The sequence below is a fragment of the Citreicella sp. C3M06 genome (assembly GCF_018860705.1).
Taxonomy (GTDB): domain Bacteria; phylum Pseudomonadota; class Alphaproteobacteria; order Rhodobacterales; family Rhodobacteraceae; genus Salipiger.
Genome location: NZ_JAHKQA010000004.1, coordinates 21,793 through 39,459, shown reverse-complemented (window position 1 = coordinate 39,459; position 17,667 = coordinate 21,793). Strand labels below are relative to the sequence as shown.

Here is a 17,667-nt window from a genome sequence, read left to right as displayed (position 1 = left end):
GTTCACCGCCGGGTCAAGGCAAGAGCTGTTCCAGCGCCTTGGTCACACTGCCGCAGGGTCTCCGCTACGGCGTCAGCGGATCAGGTAAAGCGCCTTGGCTTTTCACCGCTGCGACGTCACCCTCGGCGGGATGGTGGCCCCTACGCGCCCCCAAGCGCGCCGCGGCGGCCGGTCGGTTTCATGTGAATGACGCGGGACTGCTGACAAATGAAATAGGGGCGCCGCTTGGCACCCCTATATACTGTCCTCTGGACAAACTTGGTCCGATTTGGGACGAACTTCGCCGTTTTCTTCGACAATCAGATCAGGCGAGCCTGCCGTGGCAATGCTTGAACTTTTCTCCCGACCCGCAGGGGCAGGGATCGTTCCGGCTTGGATTGCCCCAGGTCGCGGGGTTGGTTTCGTCGAAGCCGGGGAGTGCAGACGCGTTGGCGACCTGCGTCGGCGCCGGAGCCTCGCCAGTGGCTGCCGAAGCGTTGCCAGCGGCCACCGGGGCGGCCTGATCTGTCTGCTGGCGAAGCGCCGCCTGCTGCTGGGCCAGCTGCCCCATCATCGCCTGTTGCTCATCGGCGGTCATCGGGCGAATGCGGCCAAGCTGTTCCGTCACCCGCTCACGCAGCGATTCCAGCATCGTTTCAAACAGCTGGAACGCCTCGGTCTTGTACTCGTTCAGCGGATCGCGCTGCGCATAGCCGCGGAACCCCACCACCGAGCGCAGATGTTCGAGCGTCAGCAAGTGGTCGCGCCATTTCTGGTCGATGGTCTGCAGCAGCACCTGCTTTTCGATCTGGCGCATGGTGTCCGGGCCGAAGGCCTCGGCCTTTTCCGCCATCGCCTTGTCGGCCGCCTCTACGAGACGCTCGCGGATGACCTCGGCGTCGACGCCTTCTTCCTCGCCCCACTTGATCACCGGCACATCAATGGAGAGTTTCTCAATGCAGGCAGCATAGAGCCCCTGCGTATCCCACTGATCGGCGTAGCTGCGCGCCGGGATATACAGGTCGACCAATTCCTCGATCACCTCGTGACGCATGTCTTCGGTGATTTCCGAGACATCTTCGGCTTCCATGATCTCGAGCCGCTGCGAAAAGATCACCTTGCGCTGATCGTTCATCACGTCGTCGAATTTCAGCAATTGCTTGCGGATGTCGAAGTTGCGGCCCTCGACCTTGGCCTGAGCGCGTTCCAGCGACTTGTTCACCCAAGGGTGGATGATCGCCTCGCCCTCTTTCATGCCCAGTTTCGAAAGCATCTTGTCCAGCCGTTCCGAGCCGAAGATGCGCATCAGATCGTCTTCGAGCGACAGGTAGAACGAGCTGCGTCCCGGATCGCCCTGACGGCCCGACCGGCCGCGCAGCTGGTTGTCGATGCGGCGGCTTTCGTGGCGCTCGGTGGCCAGAACATACAGGCCCCCGGCGGCCTTGACCGCCTCTTCATCGCCGGCATGCGCGGCTTCGATACGGGCACGGATCGCTTCGGGGTCGGCATCGGGCTCAGCGGCAAGCGCCTCCATCACCTTGAACTCGACGTTGCCGCCCAGTTTGATGTCGGTGCCGCGCCCGGCCATGTTGGTCGCAATGGTGATCGCGCCCAGCTTACCCGCGTCGGCGACGATCTGCGCCTCTTTCTCGTGCTGGCGCGCGTTCAGAACGTTGTGCGGCAGCCCGGCGCTGCCCAGAAGCTGCGAGAGCATCTCGGATTTCTCGATCGACGTGGTGCCCACCAGAACCGGCTGGCCCTTGCCATGCGCAACCTTGATCTCTTCGACGATGGCGTCGTATTTCTCGCGCCCGGTGCGGAACACCCTGTCATCGTCGTCGATGCGCGCGATGGGGCGGTTGGTCGGCACCTCGACCACGCCAAGGCCATAGATCTCCATGAATTCCTCGGCCTCGGTGACGGCGGTGCCGGTCATGCCCGACAGCCCGTCATACAGGCGGAAGTAATTCTGAAAGGTCACCTGCGCGAGGGTGACATTCTCGGGCTGGATCTGGCAGCCCTCCTTGGCCTCGATGGCCTGATGCAGACCGTCCGACAGCCGCCGCCCGCTCATCATGCGGCCGGTGAATTCGTCGATCAGCACCACCTGCCCATCGCGAACAATGTAATCCTTGTCGCGAGTGTAAAGCTTGTGCGCCCGCAGACCCTGATTGACGTGGTGCACCACGGTGGTGCTTTCCGGGTCGTAGAGCGTCTGGCCTTCGGGAAGGATGCCGCGCTGGTGCAGCACCTCTTCGAGCGCATCGTTGCCTTCTTCGGTGAAGGTAACGTTGCGGGTCTTTTCGTCGATCGTATAGGCCTCTTCCGGCAGGGCCGGGATGATCTTGTCGATCGACATGTAAAGATCAGAGCGGTCCTGCGACGGGCCAGAGATGATCAGCGGCGTGCGCGCCTCGTCGACCAGAATGCTGTCGACCTCGTCAACCACGGCAAAGTAATGGCCGCGCTGCATCATCTGGCTCAGCTCAGATTTCATGTTGTCGCGCAGATAGTCGAAGCCCAGCTCGTTGTTGGTGGCATAGGTCACGTCGGCGGCGTAGGCGCTGCGCTTTTCATCCTCGGGCTGCTGCGGGTAGACCACGCCGGTGGTGAGGCCAAGCGCGCCGTAGACCTTGCTCATCCATTCGGCGTCGCGGCGGGCGAGGTAATCGTTGACCGTGACGATATGCACGCCCTTGCCGGTCAGCGCCCGCAGATAGCTCGGGAAGGTCGCAACAAGGGTCTTGCCCTCGCCCGTCTTCATTTCCGAGATATTGCCCTGATGCAGGAAGATCCCGCCCATCAGCTGCGTGTCAAACGCCCGCAGGCCAAGCGCCCGCTTGGCGGCCTCACGGCAGTTTGCAAAGGCCTCCGGCAGCAGGTGATCAAGGCTTTCACCGTCAGCGATGCGTTTCTGAAACTCCTTGGTCTTCGCGACCAGCCCGGCGTCATCGAGCGCTTCGAACTCGGGCTCGAGGGCGTTGATCTTTTCGACCAGCGGGCGCGTTGCCTTGACCTTGCGGTCGTTCGGCGTACCAAAGACCTTTCGTGCAATCGTTCCGATGCCCAGCATTCGTGCCCGTTTCCTGTCTGACAAAACCGTGTTCGTGCGATGGCATCCGCTTGCCCGCCTCGCACACAGCCCATATGAAACAGGGGAACGACCGGCCTTGCAGAGCCTCAAGCCATGTAAGCACCGGCTACCATACTGTCAACGTTGCCTGCCCGCTCGACACATGGCAGACAACCGAAACGACACGATACCGGAACAATCCGGGAAAGGATCCGAGCCCAATGGCGAATTCGCTCTTTAAACTTGGCGCGGCAGCTGTGCTTGCGCTGTCCGTGGCGCTTCCCGCCCATGCCCAGAGCCTCGACACCGTCGTGGCGACGGTCGATGGCACCGACATCACGCTTGGTCACATGCTGGTGGTCCGCTCCGGCCTGCCCGAGCAATACCAGCAACTGCCCGACGACGTGCTGTGGGATGGCATCCTCGACCAGCTCGTGCAGCAGGCCGTGCTCTCGACCGATGACAAGGCCAAGGAGTCCACACAGGTCAAGCTGGCGATCGAAAACGAGCGCCGCGCCCTGCTCGCCGCCGAAACCGTCAAGGCTGTGGCCGAGGCCGCCGTCAGCGACGATGCCGTGCGCAGCGCCTATGATGCGCAATACACCGCAGACGGCCTTGGCAAGGAATTCAACGCCTCGCATATTCTGGTGGAAACCGAGGCCGAGGCCGAAGAGCTCGTCACCGAGCTGAACGGCGGCGCCGATTTCGCCGAGCTGGCAAAGACCAAATCCACCGGCCCCTCCGGCCCCAATGGCGGCGAGCTTGGCTGGTTCGGCGCAGGCATGATGGTCGAGCCCTTCCAGAAAGCCGTCGAAACCATGTCCGTCGGTGACATCTCGGGCCCGGTGCAGACCCAGTTCGGCTGGCATGTGATCAAGCTCAACGATCTGCGCGACAAGGCCGCCCCGGCCCTCGACGAGGTCCGCGACGAGATCGTCATGACGCTGCAACAGACCGCGGTGCAGGAATACATCGACGAGAAACTGACCACCGCCAGCGTCACCCGCATGGACAAGGCCGAGGCCCCCATCGAGGCAATCTCCAACCTGCAGCTTCTGGAACAGTAATGGCCAAGATCACGTCCGTCTCGCCGCTCGCCCCCGCCTCTTTTCCGGCCCTGCCGGTGATCGAGGGCGTCCGCTTCGCCTCTGTTGCGGCTGGCGTCCGCTACGCGGGCCGGACGGACGTGATGCTCACCCTGCTCGCCCCCGGCAGCGCCATCGCCGGGGTGTTCACCCGCTCGAAAACCCGTTCGGCCTGCGTGCGCGATTGTCAGGCCAAGATCGGTCAGGCCAGCGCCGACGGTGCCGCGATCCTCGTGAATTCGGGCAATTCCAACGCCTTCACCGGCGCGGCGGGCGATGCGTCCGTGGCGGCGATCTGCACGGCAGTGGCAGAGGCTACCGGCCTGCCCGCCGCGCGCGTTTTCACCAGCTCGACCGGTGTGATCGGCGAACGCCTGCCGCATGAGCGCATCGTCGCCACGCTCCCGGAGCTGCACGGCGCACTCGACGCAGCCAAAGGCGAAGAAGCCGCCCGCGCCATCATGACCACCGACACCTTTCCCAAGGGCGCGGCGGCCACGGTCGCGCTGCCCGGCGGCACGGTCAGGATCGCCGGCTTTGCCAAGGGCTCGGGTATGATCGCCCCCGACATGGCAACCATGCTGGTTTACCTGTTCACCGACGCTAGGATCGCGCAGGCAGACCTGCAGGCCATGGTCAGCGCCATCAACGAGCGCAGCTTCAACTGCATCACCGTCGACAGCGACACCTCGACCTCCGACACCCTGCTGATGGGCGCGACCGGCGCTTCTGGCGTCACCGTCACCCCCGCCGACACCGCCTTTTCCGACGCGCTGGAAACGGTCTTCCTCGACCTTGCCCATCAGGTCGTCAAGGACGGCGAAGGCGCGACGAAATTCGTCACCGTCCGCGTCACCGGCGCAGAAACCGACGCCGACGCTCGCACCCACGCCATGGCCATCGCCAATTCGCCGCTGGTCAAAACCGCCATCGCTGGCGAAGATCCCAACTGGGGCCGCATCGTCATGGCCATCGGCAAATCCGGCGCCGCCGCCGAGCGCGACGCGCTCACCATTCGCTTTGGCGACGTGCTTGTCGCCGAAAAAGGCTGGGTGTCGCCCGATTACAAGGAAGCCGACGGCGCCGCGATCATGAAACAGCCCGAGATCACGATTTCCGTCGACATCGGCCTTGGCACTGGCGCCGCCACCGTCTGGACCTGCGATCTCACCCACGGTTACATCAGCATCAACGCCGACTACCGCTCCTGAGCGCGGCCCGCCCCTTCATCTTGCCCTTAAACTCCGGGGGTGTGGGGGCTGGCCCCCACGTCTGCCGTCACAACATGGACAGGCACATGACCAAGATCGTCCTCGTCTCAGCCGTCGCCCTGATCGATCCGGACGGCCGCATCCTGCTGGCCCAACGCCCCGAGGGCAAATCCCTTGCCGGTCTCTGGGAATTTCCAGGCGGTAAGGTCGAGCCGGGCGAATCTCCTGAACAGGCGCTGATCCGCGAATTGCAGGAAGAGCTCGGCATCGACACATGGCAAAGCTGCCTCGCGCCGCTGACCTTCGCCTCGCACGCTTACAAGGATTTTCACCTGCTGATGCCGCTTTTCGCCTGCCGAAAATGGCAGGGCACGCCCCGGTCACAGGAAGGCCAGGCGCTCAAATGGGTCAAGGCGCACGAACTGGCGTCTTATCCAATGCCCCCGGCCGATATTCCGCTGATTCCGATTCTTCGCGACTGGCTTTGATTCGGAAAATCTGCGCTTAATTCGAATGCACTCGCAAATTTGTAAAGCTTTTTCTGCACTGCAGCATGGTTTGCCTAAAGAAAAACCTACATTTGGTTAACACTTAGGCGCCATTGACACGGTTTCTTCTAGTTTTGTTAACGATTCTTGCGTATTCATATTTCCGTAACACTGGCTTCCGGGTCGAACACTCAACCATCCGGGGAAACTCCAAAGCGAACACGGGGAACTTGAAAATGCTGCGTACGATCATTGTTGGAACTTGTCACTCCGTTCAGGGCATCGTTGAAAAGGTGCTGCCGGACGGTCGTATTTCGGTCCGCGTCGGCGGCCAGATCTTTACCGGCCGTCCCGCCGCCTGAAGATTCGCGCGCTTTCACGCGTCACCAGATTTCGACCAGCGCCCGGGCCTTTGCCTGGGCGTTTTCGTTTCTCCACCACCTGCCAGCCTCACGCCCGGTCAAACCCGCAATGGGCGGCTTGTACCGCCTGTGGGAGTGGTGACCAGATACTGAACCAGTTCGACCAAGCTGTCGGATGCCCGCCGCCATTCTCGCCCGATCGCGCCGTCTACTGAACGCTTTGCACCGATCACTTGACCGACGATCCCGTGCGTTGCGCCCGCATGTTCAGTCTCCCTTCCCCCCTTACACGGCCCACATCCGCTCTGGCCATTCCACCGACCGCCAATATGGGAGAATTTCCAAGGCCGCTGCACCGCGAGACCGCATGTCTTTTTCACCGGCCTAGCTATGCCGGATCGGTTTGTATGCTGATCGCGGGTCGGCGGGTGCCATCCGTTTGCGATGGAGAAAGACATACGGTCTTACGCAGATTGCGGAGCTCGCGAAAAAAGGAGATGACGGAATCGCAAACGATGTTTGACAGCGAACGCGTCGCAGCCCGAGGCCCGATCTTTGAGACCTTCGCGCTTTCGCGCTGATAGCTGCACCTCGATCCGGCGATGAAGATCTTTTGACATGTCAGGGCTGCATGCTGCTCAGAAGGCTCAGTTCTAACAGCTTAGCATCCACTCGCCGCCAATTCGCGCCGAGCACACGAAAAGGGGCGCCTCCGGTCAAGTCGCCCCTTTGGTCGGCCCGAGGTTTCAAATCACAGGATCGCTCTCGCGCGCTCTTGGAGATGTGACAAATTCGGGCGTAGCGGGTGGCGCCATCAGAAGTGAGATGGCTAATATTCTGTATTTTATGAAATCATCACGGGTGACGCCCCCGAACGTGGTGTAGCTTGCGGTGGCCATCGGGTTTCTCGGTAGGCTCGGGTTGAAACCATCAACCTGAGCCGAGGTTTATACCCGATAAACAAACCGATGAGGAACCTGAAATCAATAAAGGCGCACATCCAATGGTCTTGGCGGCTTCAAGGCTCCCAGAGCCTGCCTCGGCGCGCCGGCGGGGGCGAGAGGAAACTTTCCGACATCCTTATTCGCGAAGCATTGCGCAAGATCGAAGATGACTACGACATCGTCATGATCGTTTGCCGGCCACTGATGGCAATTTCACCATGTCGGCGGTCTTGTGCGTCAACGTCGCTGCTGATGTCGGTGATCCTCGAACGGGTCGATCTTGCCTCAGCAAGCCAGTTCCGAACCATGACGTCTGGGGGCTTGAGGCGCTGCGTTCCAACGGCGGCAACGGATCCTACGACACTTTCGCCAATCTGCTGCCCCGCTTAGACACGGCGATCAGCACGCAGTCGGACCTTGCGGAATGGATGTGCCAGTTGCTTGGAACCAGCGTAATCCCCACCGCCGTCGGCAACTCCCCGATGGTGAACGAGGCCGGGCTTGCTAAAAAAACCCTCGTACCCATCGGGGGAGACCACGGGCTTGGTTGCAACCACGATCCGCTCCCGGTTCGACGGGAGGATCATGCCCTCTGTGCCAACGCATGTGCGATCGCCGCGATCGGCAACGCCGATGTGTTTGCACCCAGCCGGATCATTGCCACGCCCACGGTAATCTTTACGGGCTTTTCAGCGACTGGCTCGGCATCCGGCGGTGAGGCCACGACCAACGTTGCCGCGAATTCGGCCTCGTCTGCCGGAGCAAGCAGAACCACTGTGCCCTTACGTGCCTGGGCCCGTAACACCGATAAAGGGATCGCCTGCCCTCCGTGCCGCCGCACGACGCCAGCAACTGCCGCACCGGGGTGCAACGCCTCTGCCACGGTCCGCGCCTTCATGCGTCAGGCCATTTGCGATCGCGCCGCGGCCCTCATCCTCAGTGAGAATCTCCTATGTAGCAGCCACGGAGAAACTCCTTCCTGATCATCGCCTACGGAGGCCGTTTTGGATCAGGAAGCGGAGCGATAGGTCGGACAGAACGCCGGTTGCGCCGCCCCCAAACGGAAAACGGGCGACGATAAAATCGCCGCCCGCGTCCTGATATCCGGGAAATGGCATCGCCTATTCCCGTGTCCGTTGGAAAAGATCAGAGCGAACGCTCGATCTCCTCCCGCTCGAAGATCTCGATGACATCGCCCGGGCGAATATCTTCGTAATTCTCGAAGGCCATGCCGCATTCCTGACCCGACTGCACTTCGGGCACTTCGTCCTTGAAGCGCTTGAGCGTCTTCAGCGTGCCTTCGTGCACCACGACGTTGTCGCGCAGCAGGCGAACACCGGCGGAACGCCGCGCCACACCCTCGGTCACGAGGCAACCTGCCACCTTGCCGACGTTGGAAACCTTGAAGACCTCCTTGATCGACGCGTAGCCGATGAAGTTCTCGCGGATTTCGTTGGACAGCAGGCCCGAGGCCGCCGCTTTCACGTCATCGACCAGGTCGTAGATCACCGAATAGTAGCGGATCTCGACGCCCTTTTGGTTCGCAGCGTTGCGCGCCGGAGCATTGGCACGCACGTTGAAGCCGATCACCGGGCAGCCCGACGCTTCGGCAAGGCCGATATCGGTCTCGGTGATGGCACCGACGCCGTAATGGATGACCCGCACGCGGACCTCGTCGTTGCCGACCTTTTCCAGCGCCTGAACGATGGCCTCGGCAGACCCCTGCACGTCTGCCTTGACGACCACCGGCAGCTCCGAGACGTTCTTGTCGTCCTTGGCCTTCTTCATCAGCTGCTCGAGAGTCGTCGCGGCACCAACGGCTGCGCGCTTCTCTTTGGCGATATGGGCGCGGTACTCGGCGATCTCGCGGGCCTGCGCTTCGGTCTCGACGACGTTGAGAACGTCGCCAGCCTCGGGCGTGCCGTTAAGACCAAGCACCTCGACCGGAACCGAAGGACCGGCTTCCTTGACGCGCTCACCCTTGTCGTTCTGCAGCGCACGGACCTTACCGTACTGCTCGCCGACAACAAAGATGTCACCCTGCTTGAGCGTGCCGTTCTGAACCAGAACCGTCGCAACCGGGCCGCGGCCAACGTCAAGCTGCGCCTCGATCACCGCGCCTTCGGCGTTGCGATCGGGGTTTGCATGCAGCTCGAGCAGTTCGGCCTGAAGCGCGATGGCTTCGAGCAGCTCGTCAAGACCCTGCCCGGTGTGGGCCGAAACCTCGACGTCCTGCACTTCGCCGGACATCTGTTCCACCACGACTTCGTGCTGCAGCAGATCGGTCCGCACCTTGGTCGGGTTGGCCGAATGCTTGTCGACCTTGTTGATCGCCACGATCATCGGAACACCCGCCGCCTTGGCGTGGCTGATCGCTTCGACGGTCTGCGGCATCACCGCATCATCCGCCGCAACCACCAGCACCACGATATCCGTCACATGTGCGCCACGCGAGCGCATCGAGGTGAAGGCCGCGTGGCCGGGCGTATCAAGGAAGGTCAGCACGGCGCCGTCCTTCGTCGTCACCTGATAGGCGCCGATGTGCTGCGTGATGCCACCAGCTTCGCCGGAGGTCACGCTGGTCTGGCGGATACGGTCGAGCAGCGAGGTCTTGCCGTGGTCGACGTGGCCCATGATCGTGATGACCGGGGGACGCGACTTGAGATCCTCGGGCTTGTCCTCTGCCGTGCGAATCACGTCCTCGACATCGCCAGCGGACACGCGGGTCACCCGGTGGCCGAATTCCTCGATGATGACTTCTGCAGTATCGGCATCGATCGACTGGTTCTGTGTGACCATGATGCCGCTTTGCATCAAGGACTTGACCACGTCCGCCACGCGCTCGGCCATCCGGTTCGCCAGTTCCGCGACGGTGATCGCCTCGGGCAGCTGGACGTCGCGCACAACCTTTTCACGGGACTGCGTGCCCATGGCCTTCTGACGCGCACGCTCTTGCTTGCGCTTCATCGCCGCCATGGATTTCTGCCGGCCGCCCTCGCCGCCAAGCGCCTGATTCAGCGTCAGCTTGCCCGAGCGGCGTGCATTGTCGTCGCGACCGCGGGCCGAGCGGCCACGCTCTTCGCGCTCGCGTTCTGCCTTGCGCATCTGCGGTGCGCCCGGAGTCGCAGCAGGACCGCCCGCACCGGCCGGCTTTGCACCGGAAGACCGGGCGGCGCCCGCTTCTTCCTTTGGCGTCGGGGCAGCGGCAGCCACCGCTTCGGCCTTCTTGGCGGCCGCAGCGTCGGCTTTCTTGCGCGCTTCCTCTTCGACCTTGGCGCGCATGCGCTCCTCGGCCTCGCGCTGCTCGCGCTCTTTCTGTTCCTTTTCAGCGCGCAGGCGGTCACGCTCTTCGGTGCGTGCCTTTTCCTCGGCCGCGCGCTGCGCGGTTTCCTCGACCTCGCGGGCCTTTGCGGCCTGCAACGCGCGGAGACGACGCTCCATCTCGGCATCGGAGATGCCTGCGGGGCGCTTGCCACCGGACCCGCCGGGAAGGCTGCCGCCGGGCTTGCCGGAACCGGCACCAGCGGCAGGCTTCACGACGCGCTTGCGCTTGGTCTCGACCACGACATTCTTGGTACGTCCATGGCTGAAGCTCTGCTTCACGGAGCCCGAACGGGGTCCGCCGCCACCTACTCCCAGGGTCTTTTTGCCGTCGTTATCGCTCATTCAGCTCTCTTGTCCTTTCCGGCGGCCCCTGCCGCCCCGGCGGCCCCTGCCGCCGATGACACACCGGCCCATCCAGTGCGCAGGCCCTTCAAACGTTGGGCCTCCTCTACAACACGTTTGGTGAGTCCGCCAGCGCCAAGCGCCGCATGGATCACCTTTTCCCGACTAAAGGCCATTCCCAGCTCATCTGCGGTCAGCCAGCCGATATAGCTACCCCACCCCGGAGTCGACAGTTTTGACTTTCCTCGGGTCGATCCGTCATCGGCCTGGATCAGCACATCCGCGTCTTCGCGGTCGAGCATCGCCTTGACCTTTTCATATCCGGCAACAGCGTCGCCGGATTTGCGCGCGAGGCTGATGTAGTCCACCACCCGCCGCGCCAACATGGATTCCACAAGGTCGGGCAGCCCATCTGGGACCGTCACCTGTGTCTTTGCCGCGCGGGCGAACAGCCCTTTGCCCGACGCCTTTTCAAGCGCCTCGCGGGTCGAGGCCACCCAGATCCCCCGCCCTGGCAGCTTTTCTGCCAGATCCGGGAAGATCTGATTGTCCGGCCCGACCACGAAGCGGATCAGCCCCGACGCCGGCTGCGACTCGCCCGTGGCGATGCAGCGCCGTTCCGGCCCGTCTTCACGGTGTTTTTGCTGGCCGCCACGGCTCATTCTCAGACCTCTTCTTCTTCCTCGCCGTCTTCCTCGGCCGCCTCATCGACATCGGGCGCAAGCTCGGTGGGATCGACCCAGCCAAGCAAGACACGCGCGGTCATGATGAGGGTCTGGGCCTCGGCAAGATCGACATCGTACTTTTCGAGCAGGCCATCGTCCTTGACGCGCTCGCCGCCGTCGGTCGTCCAGCCTCCGGCCAGCTCCCAGTCGGCGCAGGTGGCGAAATCCTCAAGCGTCTTGATGCCGTCTTTCGCCAGTGCCTCTACCATCTGGGGCGTCAGGCCGTCGAAGTCAATGAGGCTGTCCTCTGCACCCAGCTCGCGGGCGTGTTCCAGCGCCTTGCGGGCCTGTTCTTCAAGGAACTCGCGGGCGCGGGTCTGAAGCTCTGCCGCGGTGCTTTCATCGACACCGTCGATGACCAGCAGTTCGTCCTGTTCGACGTAGGCGACTTCTTCGAGGTTGGTGAAGCCTTCGGCCACCAGCAGCTGCGCGAAGAATTCGTCAAGGTCGAGCGTGTCCATGAACAGGCGCGTGCGCTCTTCGAATTCCTTCTGGCGACGCTTCGATTCTTCTTCCTCGGTCATGATGTCGATATCAAGACCGGTCAGCTGCGAGGCAAGCCGCACGTTCTGACCGCGACGGCCAATGGCCAGCGACAGCTGCTCGTCGGGCACCACGACCTCGATGCGCTCGGCGTCCTCGTCGAGAACCACCTTGCTGACCTCGGCAGGCTGAAGCGCGTTGACGAGGAAGGTCGGCATGTCCTCGTTCCACGGGATGATGTCGATCTTTTCGCCCTGAAGCTCGTTCACCACGGCCTGAACGCGGCTGCCACGCATACCGACGCAGGCGCCGACCGGGTCGATCGAGCTGTCATAGGAAATGACGCCGATCTTGGCGCGCGAGCCGGGATCACGGGCAACCGCCTTGATCTCGATGATGCCGTCGTAGATTTCCGGCACTTCCATCTTGAACAGCTCGGACATGAACTCCGGCGAGGTCCGCGACAGGAAGATCTGCGGGCCACGCACTTCGCGGCGCACGTCCTTGACGTAGCAGCGGATGCGATCGCCGGGGCGATACGCCTCGCGGCCGATCTTTTCGTTACGGCGCAGGATGCCTTCGCCGCGGCCCACATCGACGATGATGTTGCCGTATTCCTCGCGCTTGACGGTGCCGTTGATGATGGTCCCAGCGCGGTCCTTGAATTCTTCGTACTGGCGGTCCCGCTCGGCTTCGCGAACCTTTTGCAGGATGACCTGCTTGGCCGATTGCGCGGCGATCCGGCCCATGTCGACGGGCGGCACTTCTTCGATGTACTGGTCGCCGACCTGCGGATCGGCCATGTATTGCTTGGCCTGCTTGACGGTCAGCTCGGCCTGATAGTTTTCAAGCTCTTCGTCTTCGACCACGGTGCGCACGCGGGTGAACTTGGCGCGGCCGGTCTTGCGGTCGATGGTAACCCGGATGTCCATCTCGGAGCCGTAGCGCGACTTGGCGGCGCGGGCGAGCGACTCTTCCATCGCCTCGATGACCAGACCGGGGTCGATCATCTTTTCGCGCGCGACGGCCTCGGCGGTCTGAAGCAGCTCGAGCTGGTTGGCAGAGGTGATTGCCATTGGGTCTTACTCCTCGTCGGTGGCCGCGTCGTCGGCCTGAATTTCGTCGAATTGGGTTTCATCGACACCCTGCGCCTTGCGGGCGCGCAGCATCTCGCGGATCAGATCGTCGGTGAGGACCAGCTTGGCATTGGCCAGCCAGTCGAATTGCAGGCCGATGGTGTGCTCTTCGCCGTTCTCGGTGATGTTGAGCAGCACCTCGTCATCCTCGACCCCGGCCAGCACGCCTTGCCAGCGCTTGCGGCCATCGACCAGTTCTTGCGTTTCAAGCCGAACCTCGTAGCCCTCGAAGGTCTCGAAATCCTTGAGCCGGGTCAGCGGGCGGTCGATGCCGGGGCTCGACACTTCAAGCGTATAGGCGTCGATCAGCGGATCCTCGACATCGAGCACCGCCGAAACGGCGGTCGAGATCTCGGCGCATTGATCGACCTCGATGCCGCCCTCGGGGCGTTCGGCCATGATTTGCAGGGTGGAAGTCTTGCCGCTCATCAGGCGCAGGCGCACCAGTTCAAACCCCATGTCCTCGATGACAGGGGTGATGATCTCGGCGAGACGCTGGTCGATGGCGGATCTGGCGATCAGGTCGGTCATATTTCCCCGGGTCCGATTGAGCACAAAAAAACGGGCGCGCGGCCCGTTGGTGTTTCCCGGTGGTGCTTCGGAGAGGCCCGACGCGCCGCTGTTGAGGGCCATATACGCGGGCCGCGCCGATTCCGCAAGGGGGGAACGCGGCCCGCGCCCGTCTCAGGCGAAACGCCCGGTGCGGGCCAGCACCTCGATCTGGTATCCGTCGGGATCGGCGACAAAGAAGAATTTCGCGATCACCTCGCCCGCCGGGGCGAATTCGATCATCTTGCGCGGGGCAAGCCCGGCGGCGGTGAAGCGCGCATGTTCGGCTTCGAGATCGGCAACCGACACCGCAAGATGGCCGTAGCCGTCGCCCAGATTGTACGGCTCGTCGTGGCCCTTGTTCACCGTCAGCTCAAGCTCGAACCCGGTTTCGGCGTTCGACAGGTAGACCAGCGTGAAATCGGGAAAATCCAGCCGGTCGGCGACGGTCAGGCCAAAGGCCGTCTCGTAAAAGGCGACAGAGCGCGCCTCGTCCTGCACCCGGATCATGCTGTGGATCATCTTTGCCATGGCTCTGGCTCCTTTTCTTGTGCGGTCGCGCCCGTTATAGGCGTTGCAAAACCCCGGATCGCACGAGGAGACCCCCATGTCCAACGCCCAGCTTGAAACCGCCATCGAAGCCGCCTGGGAAGGCCGCGACGCCATCACGCCCGCCACCGGCGGCGAAACCCGCGAGGCCATCGAAGACACGCTGAATGCGCTGGATTCCGGCAAGCTGCGCGTGGCGGAAAAGCAGGCTGACGGCTCGTGGCATGTGAACCAGTGGGCGAAAAAGGCCGTGCTGCTGGGCTTTCGCATCAAGAACATGGAACAGCACGATGGCGGCCCGCAGGGCGGCGGCTGGTGGGACAAGGTCGACAGCAAGTTCAAGGGCTGGGGCGACAACGAATGGGGCGCGGCGGGCTTTCGCGCGGTTCCCAACTGCATCGTGCGCAAATCGGCCTATATCGCGCCGGGCGTTGTGCTGATGCCGTCCTTCGTCAACCTTGGCGCCTATGTCGACAGCGGCACCATGGTCGACACTTGGGCGACCGTCGGCAGCTGCGCGCAGATCGGCAAGAACGTGCACCTGTCGGGCGGCGTCGGCATCGGTGGCGTGCTGGAACCGATGCAGGCCGGCCCGACCATCATCGAGGACAACTGCTTCATCGGCGCCCGCTCCGAGGTGGTCGAGGGTTGCATCATCCGCGAAGGTTCGGTTCTGGGCATGGGCGTTTACATCGGCCAGTCGACCAAGATCGTCGACCGCGAGACCGGCGAAGTCATGTATGGCGAAGTGCCGCCCTATTCGGTGGTGGTGTCCGGCACCATGCCGTCGAAGAACGGCGTGAACCTGTATTGCGCCGTCATCGTCAAGCGCGTCGATGAAAAGACCCGCTCCAAGACCGGCGTCAACGAGCTGCTGCGCGACTGATCGCAAGGCGCATCGGACAGGAAAGGCCGGGGCTTGTCCCCGGCCTTTTGCGTTGAAACGGCTTGATCCGGGCCGGGAGCTTCGCCAGCACAAAGAACAATCTGCCCCCCGATACGGGAACTATTCGCCGCCCCGCGCCGTTACCCAATCAGACGCCGGGGGCAGCCCGGCACAATAGTTTCAAAAGGGGTTAGACAATGACCGGACTTGGTTGGCTTGCGGCCATCATCGTCGGCGGCATCGCCGGTTGGCTTGCAGAACAGTTCATGAAATCGAACATGGGCATCATCATGAACATCATCCTTGGCATCGTGGGGGCGATCCTGCTGAACGCCATCTTGATGTTCATCGTCGGCTCGACTCTGGGCGGCTGGATCGGCCAGCTGATCATCGGCTTCATCGGTGCCTGCATCCTGATTGCCATCGCCCGGGCCTTCCGCCGCTCGGCGTGATCGCCCGACATCTCCATGCGACGAAAGCCGCGCGTCCACCGGGCGCGCGGCTTTTTCGTTGATGCAATGCCCTGAAAACGTCCGGAGCCTCATGTTCGCCGATTTCTCCCTGCCCCTGCTGCTGACCGGCTTCGCCATTGCCGCAGCCCTCGTGGTCGCCGCCTCGATCAAGGCGACCCGCCTTGCCGATATCATCGCCGACCGCACGAAACTGGGCGAGGCAATGGCCGGCGGCCTCCTGCTTGGCGGCGCGACATCCTTGTCCGGCGTCGTGGTGTCGGTGACGGCGGCCCATGGCGGCGATGCCAGCTTTGCCGTGTCGAATGCCGTGGGCGGAATCGCGGCGCAGACGCTGTTTCTGGCGGTGGCCGATCTGCTGTACAAGCGGGTGAACCTGGAACACGCCGCCGCCGAACCGGCGAACCTGTTTCAGGCGGTGATGCTGTTGATCCTGCTGTCGATGCCCGTCGCGGCGATGGCCGGGCCGGATATCGCCTATTTCGGCGTCTCTCCCGTGTCGCTGGTCATGTTCCTCGGGTATCTGTGGGGCGTCAAATTGTCGGCCAGTGTCGGGGAAAGCCCGATGTGGCGCCCGGTCGAAACCTCTGACACGCGGCTGGATGAGCCCGATGACGACAACGAACCGGATGCGCCGGTCACGAAACCGCTGCTGATCTTTGCCGCGCTGGTCGCGGTGATGGGCCTGTCGGGCTGGGTCATCAGTCAGATCGCTGGCGAATTCATCACGCGCTACGGGATGTCCTCCAGCCTCGTCGGCGCGCTGGTCACGGCAGTCATCACATCGCTCCCCGAACTGGTGACGACCATCGTCGCCGTGCGCCGCGGCGCCTTGCAGCTGGCCGTGGGCGGTATCATCGGCGGCAATACGTTCGACACGCTGTTCCTTGTGTTTTCCGATGTGGCCTATCGCGACGGGTCGATCTTTCAGGCGGCGGGGGACACCGACCTGTACTGGCTGGCGACCGGGATGCTGATGACCGCGATTCTGCTGGGCGGGTTGATCCTGCGCCAGCGGCAAGGCCCGGCACGCATCGGCATCGAATCCGTGCTGCTGATCGCCGTCTATGCCTGCGCGGTCGCGGTCGAGCTTGCCGCCTGACACTGCGTGGCGGCCTGCACACTCTCTCTGCGCCAGCGCTGCGCCATCGCTTGACAGCCGCCACAGGCTGGGGCAATGGCCCGCGCATGACAAAGAAACCGTCGAAACAGCAAGTCTACACGCTCGTGGTCGAGGTCGGCCGCAAGGCCGGTGATGGGCTGCCCGAGGAAAGCACCGGCGCGGGGCTGATGTGTTACGCCTCCGGCGTGGACGAAGCCGAAGCCGTGCGCGAAACCGTCGCCATTCTCAAGCAGGCCGAACTGGCACCGCTTGACGTGACCGGCTACGGCACGCTGGACGAGCGGCTGGAACTGGGCCACGAAATCGACGACGACGAGCGCGCGCTGATGACCCGTGCGCTGCTGGAAAATTCGGTGATCGTGGCGCAGGTGACGCCCTTCTTCAACGAAGGCTAAAGCGACTTCGCGTAGTCTTCGAGCTGCTGCACCACGACGCCCCACCCCTCGTGAAAGCCCATCTTTTCGTGCTGCGCGCGTGCCTCGGCGCTGCGATGCCGGGCGACGGCGGTAAAGATCGCCCCGTCGCCATCCGGTTCAAACGTCAGGATCGCGGTCATGAACGGATCGGGCGCGGGTTTCCAGCCTTCGGTATAGGCATCGGTGAAGACCAGCTTGCGCCCTGCCACGATCTCGAGAACAACGCCAAAATTCGGGATCTCCTGCCCGTCGACCAGCATCACCGTGTTGAAACGGCCGCCCACGCGCAGATCAACCTCGGCATGGGTGACCTGATGCGGCCGTGGCACAAAGAACTGCTTCATATGTTGCGGCGTGGTCCAGCAGGCGAACAGCGCCTCGGGCGAGGCATCGACGTGGCGTGTCAGGGTCAGGTCGGGTTCGGGATCCGTCAGCATGATGTCTCCTTCGGGCTTTGGGGTAGCCTGACGCAAGCGGCGCCGCCCCGCCAGACGATTCCATGCCCGCGCGCCGCAATCCCCC

General features: G+C 63.1%; 16 protein-coding genes. 9 read left to right on the top strand and 7 right to left on the bottom strand.

What is annotated here, in order from left to right; all coding sequences use genetic code 11:
• Positions 1-304: 304 nt before the first annotated feature.
• Positions 305-3,052 carry a preprotein translocase subunit SecA gene (gene secA / locus KO516_RS00840; RefSeq protein ID WP_216001910.1) on the bottom strand — a complete coding sequence of 916 codons (2,748 nt, stop codon included), beginning with the start codon at positions 3,050-3,052 and terminating at the stop codon, positions 305-307.
• A 221-nt stretch (positions 3,053-3,273) separates the two neighbouring features.
• On the opposite strand from secA, the gene KO516_RS00835 reads away from it, so the two are divergent.
• The 5 genes from KO516_RS00835 to KO516_RS00820 all read left to right on the top strand — a co-directional run bounded on the left by KO516_RS00835 (position 3,274) and on the right by KO516_RS00820 (position 8,125).
• Positions 3,274-4,119 (top strand): peptidylprolyl isomerase, encoded by an 846-nt coding sequence (locus KO516_RS00835; RefSeq protein ID WP_216001909.1) that lies wholly within the window; start codon positions 3,274-3,276, stop codon positions 4,117-4,119.
• Positions 4,119-5,348 carry a bifunctional glutamate N-acetyltransferase/amino-acid acetyltransferase ArgJ gene (argJ, locus tag KO516_RS00830; RefSeq protein WP_216001908.1) on the top strand — a complete coding sequence of 410 codons (1,230 nt, stop codon included), beginning with the start codon at positions 4,119-4,121 and terminating at the stop codon, positions 5,346-5,348. The genes KO516_RS00835 and argJ overlap by 1 nt, the downstream gene beginning before the upstream one ends.
• Before the next feature lie 86 nt (positions 5,349-5,434).
• Complete coding sequence (gene mutT, locus KO516_RS00825; RefSeq protein WP_216001907.1) at positions 5,435-5,836, top strand: 8-oxo-dGTP diphosphatase MutT; 402 nt, start codon at positions 5,435-5,437, stop codon at positions 5,834-5,836.
• A 236-nt stretch (positions 5,837-6,072) separates the two neighbouring features.
• The gene (locus KO516_RS24505; protein ID WP_256444141.1) at positions 6,073-6,198 is read left to right on the top strand and encodes a hypothetical protein; all 126 of its coding nucleotides are present in this window, start codon (positions 6,073-6,075) and stop codon (positions 6,196-6,198) included.
• A gap of 1,162 nt (positions 6,199-7,360) precedes the next feature.
• Complete coding sequence (locus KO516_RS00820; RefSeq protein ID WP_216001906.1) at positions 7,361-8,125, top strand: hypothetical protein; 765 nt, start codon at positions 7,361-7,363, stop codon at positions 8,123-8,125.
• 163 nt (positions 8,126-8,288) lie between these two features.
• Here the strand turns inward: KO516_RS00820 and infB are convergent, their stop codons facing one another.
• From infB to KO516_RS00795, 5 genes are all read right to left on the bottom strand, one after another.
• Positions 8,289-10,808 (bottom strand): translation initiation factor IF-2, encoded by a 2,520-nt coding sequence (infB, locus tag KO516_RS00815; RefSeq protein WP_216001905.1) that lies wholly within the window; start codon positions 10,806-10,808, stop codon positions 8,289-8,291.
• Positions 10,805-11,470 carry an RNA-binding protein gene (locus tag KO516_RS00810; RefSeq protein ID WP_216001904.1) on the bottom strand — a complete coding sequence of 222 codons (666 nt, stop codon included), beginning with the start codon at positions 11,468-11,470 and terminating at the stop codon, positions 10,805-10,807. Before KO516_RS00810 ends, infB begins: the two co-directional genes overlap by 4 nt.
• A gap of 2 nt (positions 11,471-11,472) precedes the next feature.
• Positions 11,473-13,092 carry a transcription termination factor NusA gene (gene nusA / locus KO516_RS00805; protein ID WP_216001903.1) on the bottom strand — a complete coding sequence of 540 codons (1,620 nt, stop codon included), beginning with the start codon at positions 13,090-13,092 and terminating at the stop codon, positions 11,473-11,475.
• A 6-nt stretch (positions 13,093-13,098) separates the two neighbouring features.
• Positions 13,099-13,683: a ribosome maturation factor RimP gene (rimP, locus tag KO516_RS00800; protein WP_216001902.1), complete on the bottom strand. Its 585-nt coding sequence runs from the start codon at positions 13,681-13,683 to the stop codon at positions 13,099-13,101.
• 153 nt (positions 13,684-13,836) lie between these two features.
• Positions 13,837-14,232, bottom strand: coding sequence for a VOC family protein (locus KO516_RS00795; RefSeq protein ID WP_216001901.1), 396 nt, complete (start codon positions 14,230-14,232; stop codon positions 13,837-13,839).
• 76 nt (positions 14,233-14,308) lie between these two features.
• Here KO516_RS00795 and dapD point away from each other — a divergent pair, with 76 nt between their 5' ends.
• The 4 genes from dapD (at position 14,309) to KO516_RS00775 (ending at position 17,124) form a co-directional block, all read left to right on the top strand.
• Positions 14,309-15,136, top strand: a complete 828-nt coding sequence (dapD, locus tag KO516_RS00790) for a 2,3,4,5-tetrahydropyridine-2,6-dicarboxylate N-succinyltransferase (protein WP_216001900.1) — start codon at positions 14,309-14,311, stop codon at positions 15,134-15,136.
• A gap of 197 nt (positions 15,137-15,333) precedes the next feature.
• The gene (locus tag KO516_RS00785; RefSeq protein ID WP_216001899.1) at positions 15,334-15,588 is read left to right on the top strand and encodes a GlsB/YeaQ/YmgE family stress response membrane protein; all 255 of its coding nucleotides are present in this window, start codon (positions 15,334-15,336) and stop codon (positions 15,586-15,588) included.
• Positions 15,589-15,679: 91 nt separating this feature from the next.
• A complete protein-coding gene (locus KO516_RS00780; protein WP_216001898.1) occupies positions 15,680-16,708 on the top strand; it encodes a sodium:calcium antiporter in 1,029 nt (342 codons plus the stop codon).
• Between the two features lie 86 nt (positions 16,709-16,794).
• Complete coding sequence (locus tag KO516_RS00775; protein ID WP_216001897.1) at positions 16,795-17,124, top strand: hypothetical protein; 330 nt, start codon at positions 16,795-16,797, stop codon at positions 17,122-17,124.
• Here KO516_RS00775 and KO516_RS00770 read toward each other — a convergent pair.
• Positions 17,121-17,582, bottom strand: a complete 462-nt coding sequence (locus tag KO516_RS00770; RefSeq protein WP_216001896.1) for an SRPBCC family protein — start codon at positions 17,580-17,582, stop codon at positions 17,121-17,123. The genes KO516_RS00775 and KO516_RS00770 overlap by 4 nt on opposite strands.
• Between the last annotated feature and the right edge of the window lie 85 nt (positions 17,583-17,667).

Coding starts and splice junctions, on each gene's coding strand:
- secA (WP_216001910.1), bottom strand. CDS start 3,052: ATGCTGGGCATCGGAACGATTGCACGAAAGGTCTTTGGTACGCCGAAC.
- KO516_RS00835 (WP_216001909.1), top strand. CDS start 3,274: ATGGCGAATTCGCTCTTTAAACTTGGCGCGGCAGCTGTGCTTGCGCTG.
- argJ (WP_216001908.1), top strand. CDS start 4,119: ATGGCCAAGATCACGTCCGTCTCGCCGCTCGCCCCCGCCTCTTTTCCG.
- mutT (WP_216001907.1), top strand. CDS start 5,435: ATGACCAAGATCGTCCTCGTCTCAGCCGTCGCCCTGATCGATCCGGAC.
- KO516_RS24505 (WP_256444141.1), top strand. CDS start 6,073: ATGCTGCGTACGATCATTGTTGGAACTTGTCACTCCGTTCAGGGCATC.
- KO516_RS00820 (WP_216001906.1), top strand. CDS start 7,361: ATGTCGGCGGTCTTGTGCGTCAACGTCGCTGCTGATGTCGGTGATCCT.
- infB (WP_216001905.1), bottom strand. CDS start 10,808: ATGAGCGATAACGACGGCAAAAAGACCCTGGGAGTAGGTGGCGGCGGA.
- KO516_RS00810 (WP_216001904.1), bottom strand. CDS start 11,470: ATGAGCCGTGGCGGCCAGCAAAAACACCGTGAAGACGGGCCGGAACGG.
- nusA (WP_216001903.1), bottom strand. CDS start 13,092: ATGGCAATCACCTCTGCCAACCAGCTCGAGCTGCTTCAGACCGCCGAG.
- rimP (WP_216001902.1), bottom strand. CDS start 13,683: ATGACCGACCTGATCGCCAGATCCGCCATCGACCAGCGTCTCGCCGAG.
- KO516_RS00795 (WP_216001901.1), bottom strand. CDS start 14,232: ATGGCAAAGATGATCCACAGCATGATCCGGGTGCAGGACGAGGCGCGC.
- dapD (WP_216001900.1), top strand. CDS start 14,309: ATGTCCAACGCCCAGCTTGAAACCGCCATCGAAGCCGCCTGGGAAGGC.
- KO516_RS00785 (WP_216001899.1), top strand. CDS start 15,334: ATGACCGGACTTGGTTGGCTTGCGGCCATCATCGTCGGCGGCATCGCC.
- KO516_RS00780 (WP_216001898.1), top strand. CDS start 15,680: ATGTTCGCCGATTTCTCCCTGCCCCTGCTGCTGACCGGCTTCGCCATT.
- KO516_RS00775 (WP_216001897.1), top strand. CDS start 16,795: ATGACAAAGAAACCGTCGAAACAGCAAGTCTACACGCTCGTGGTCGAG.
- KO516_RS00770 (WP_216001896.1), bottom strand. CDS start 17,582: ATGCTGACGGATCCCGAACCCGACCTGACCCTGACACGCCACGTCGAT.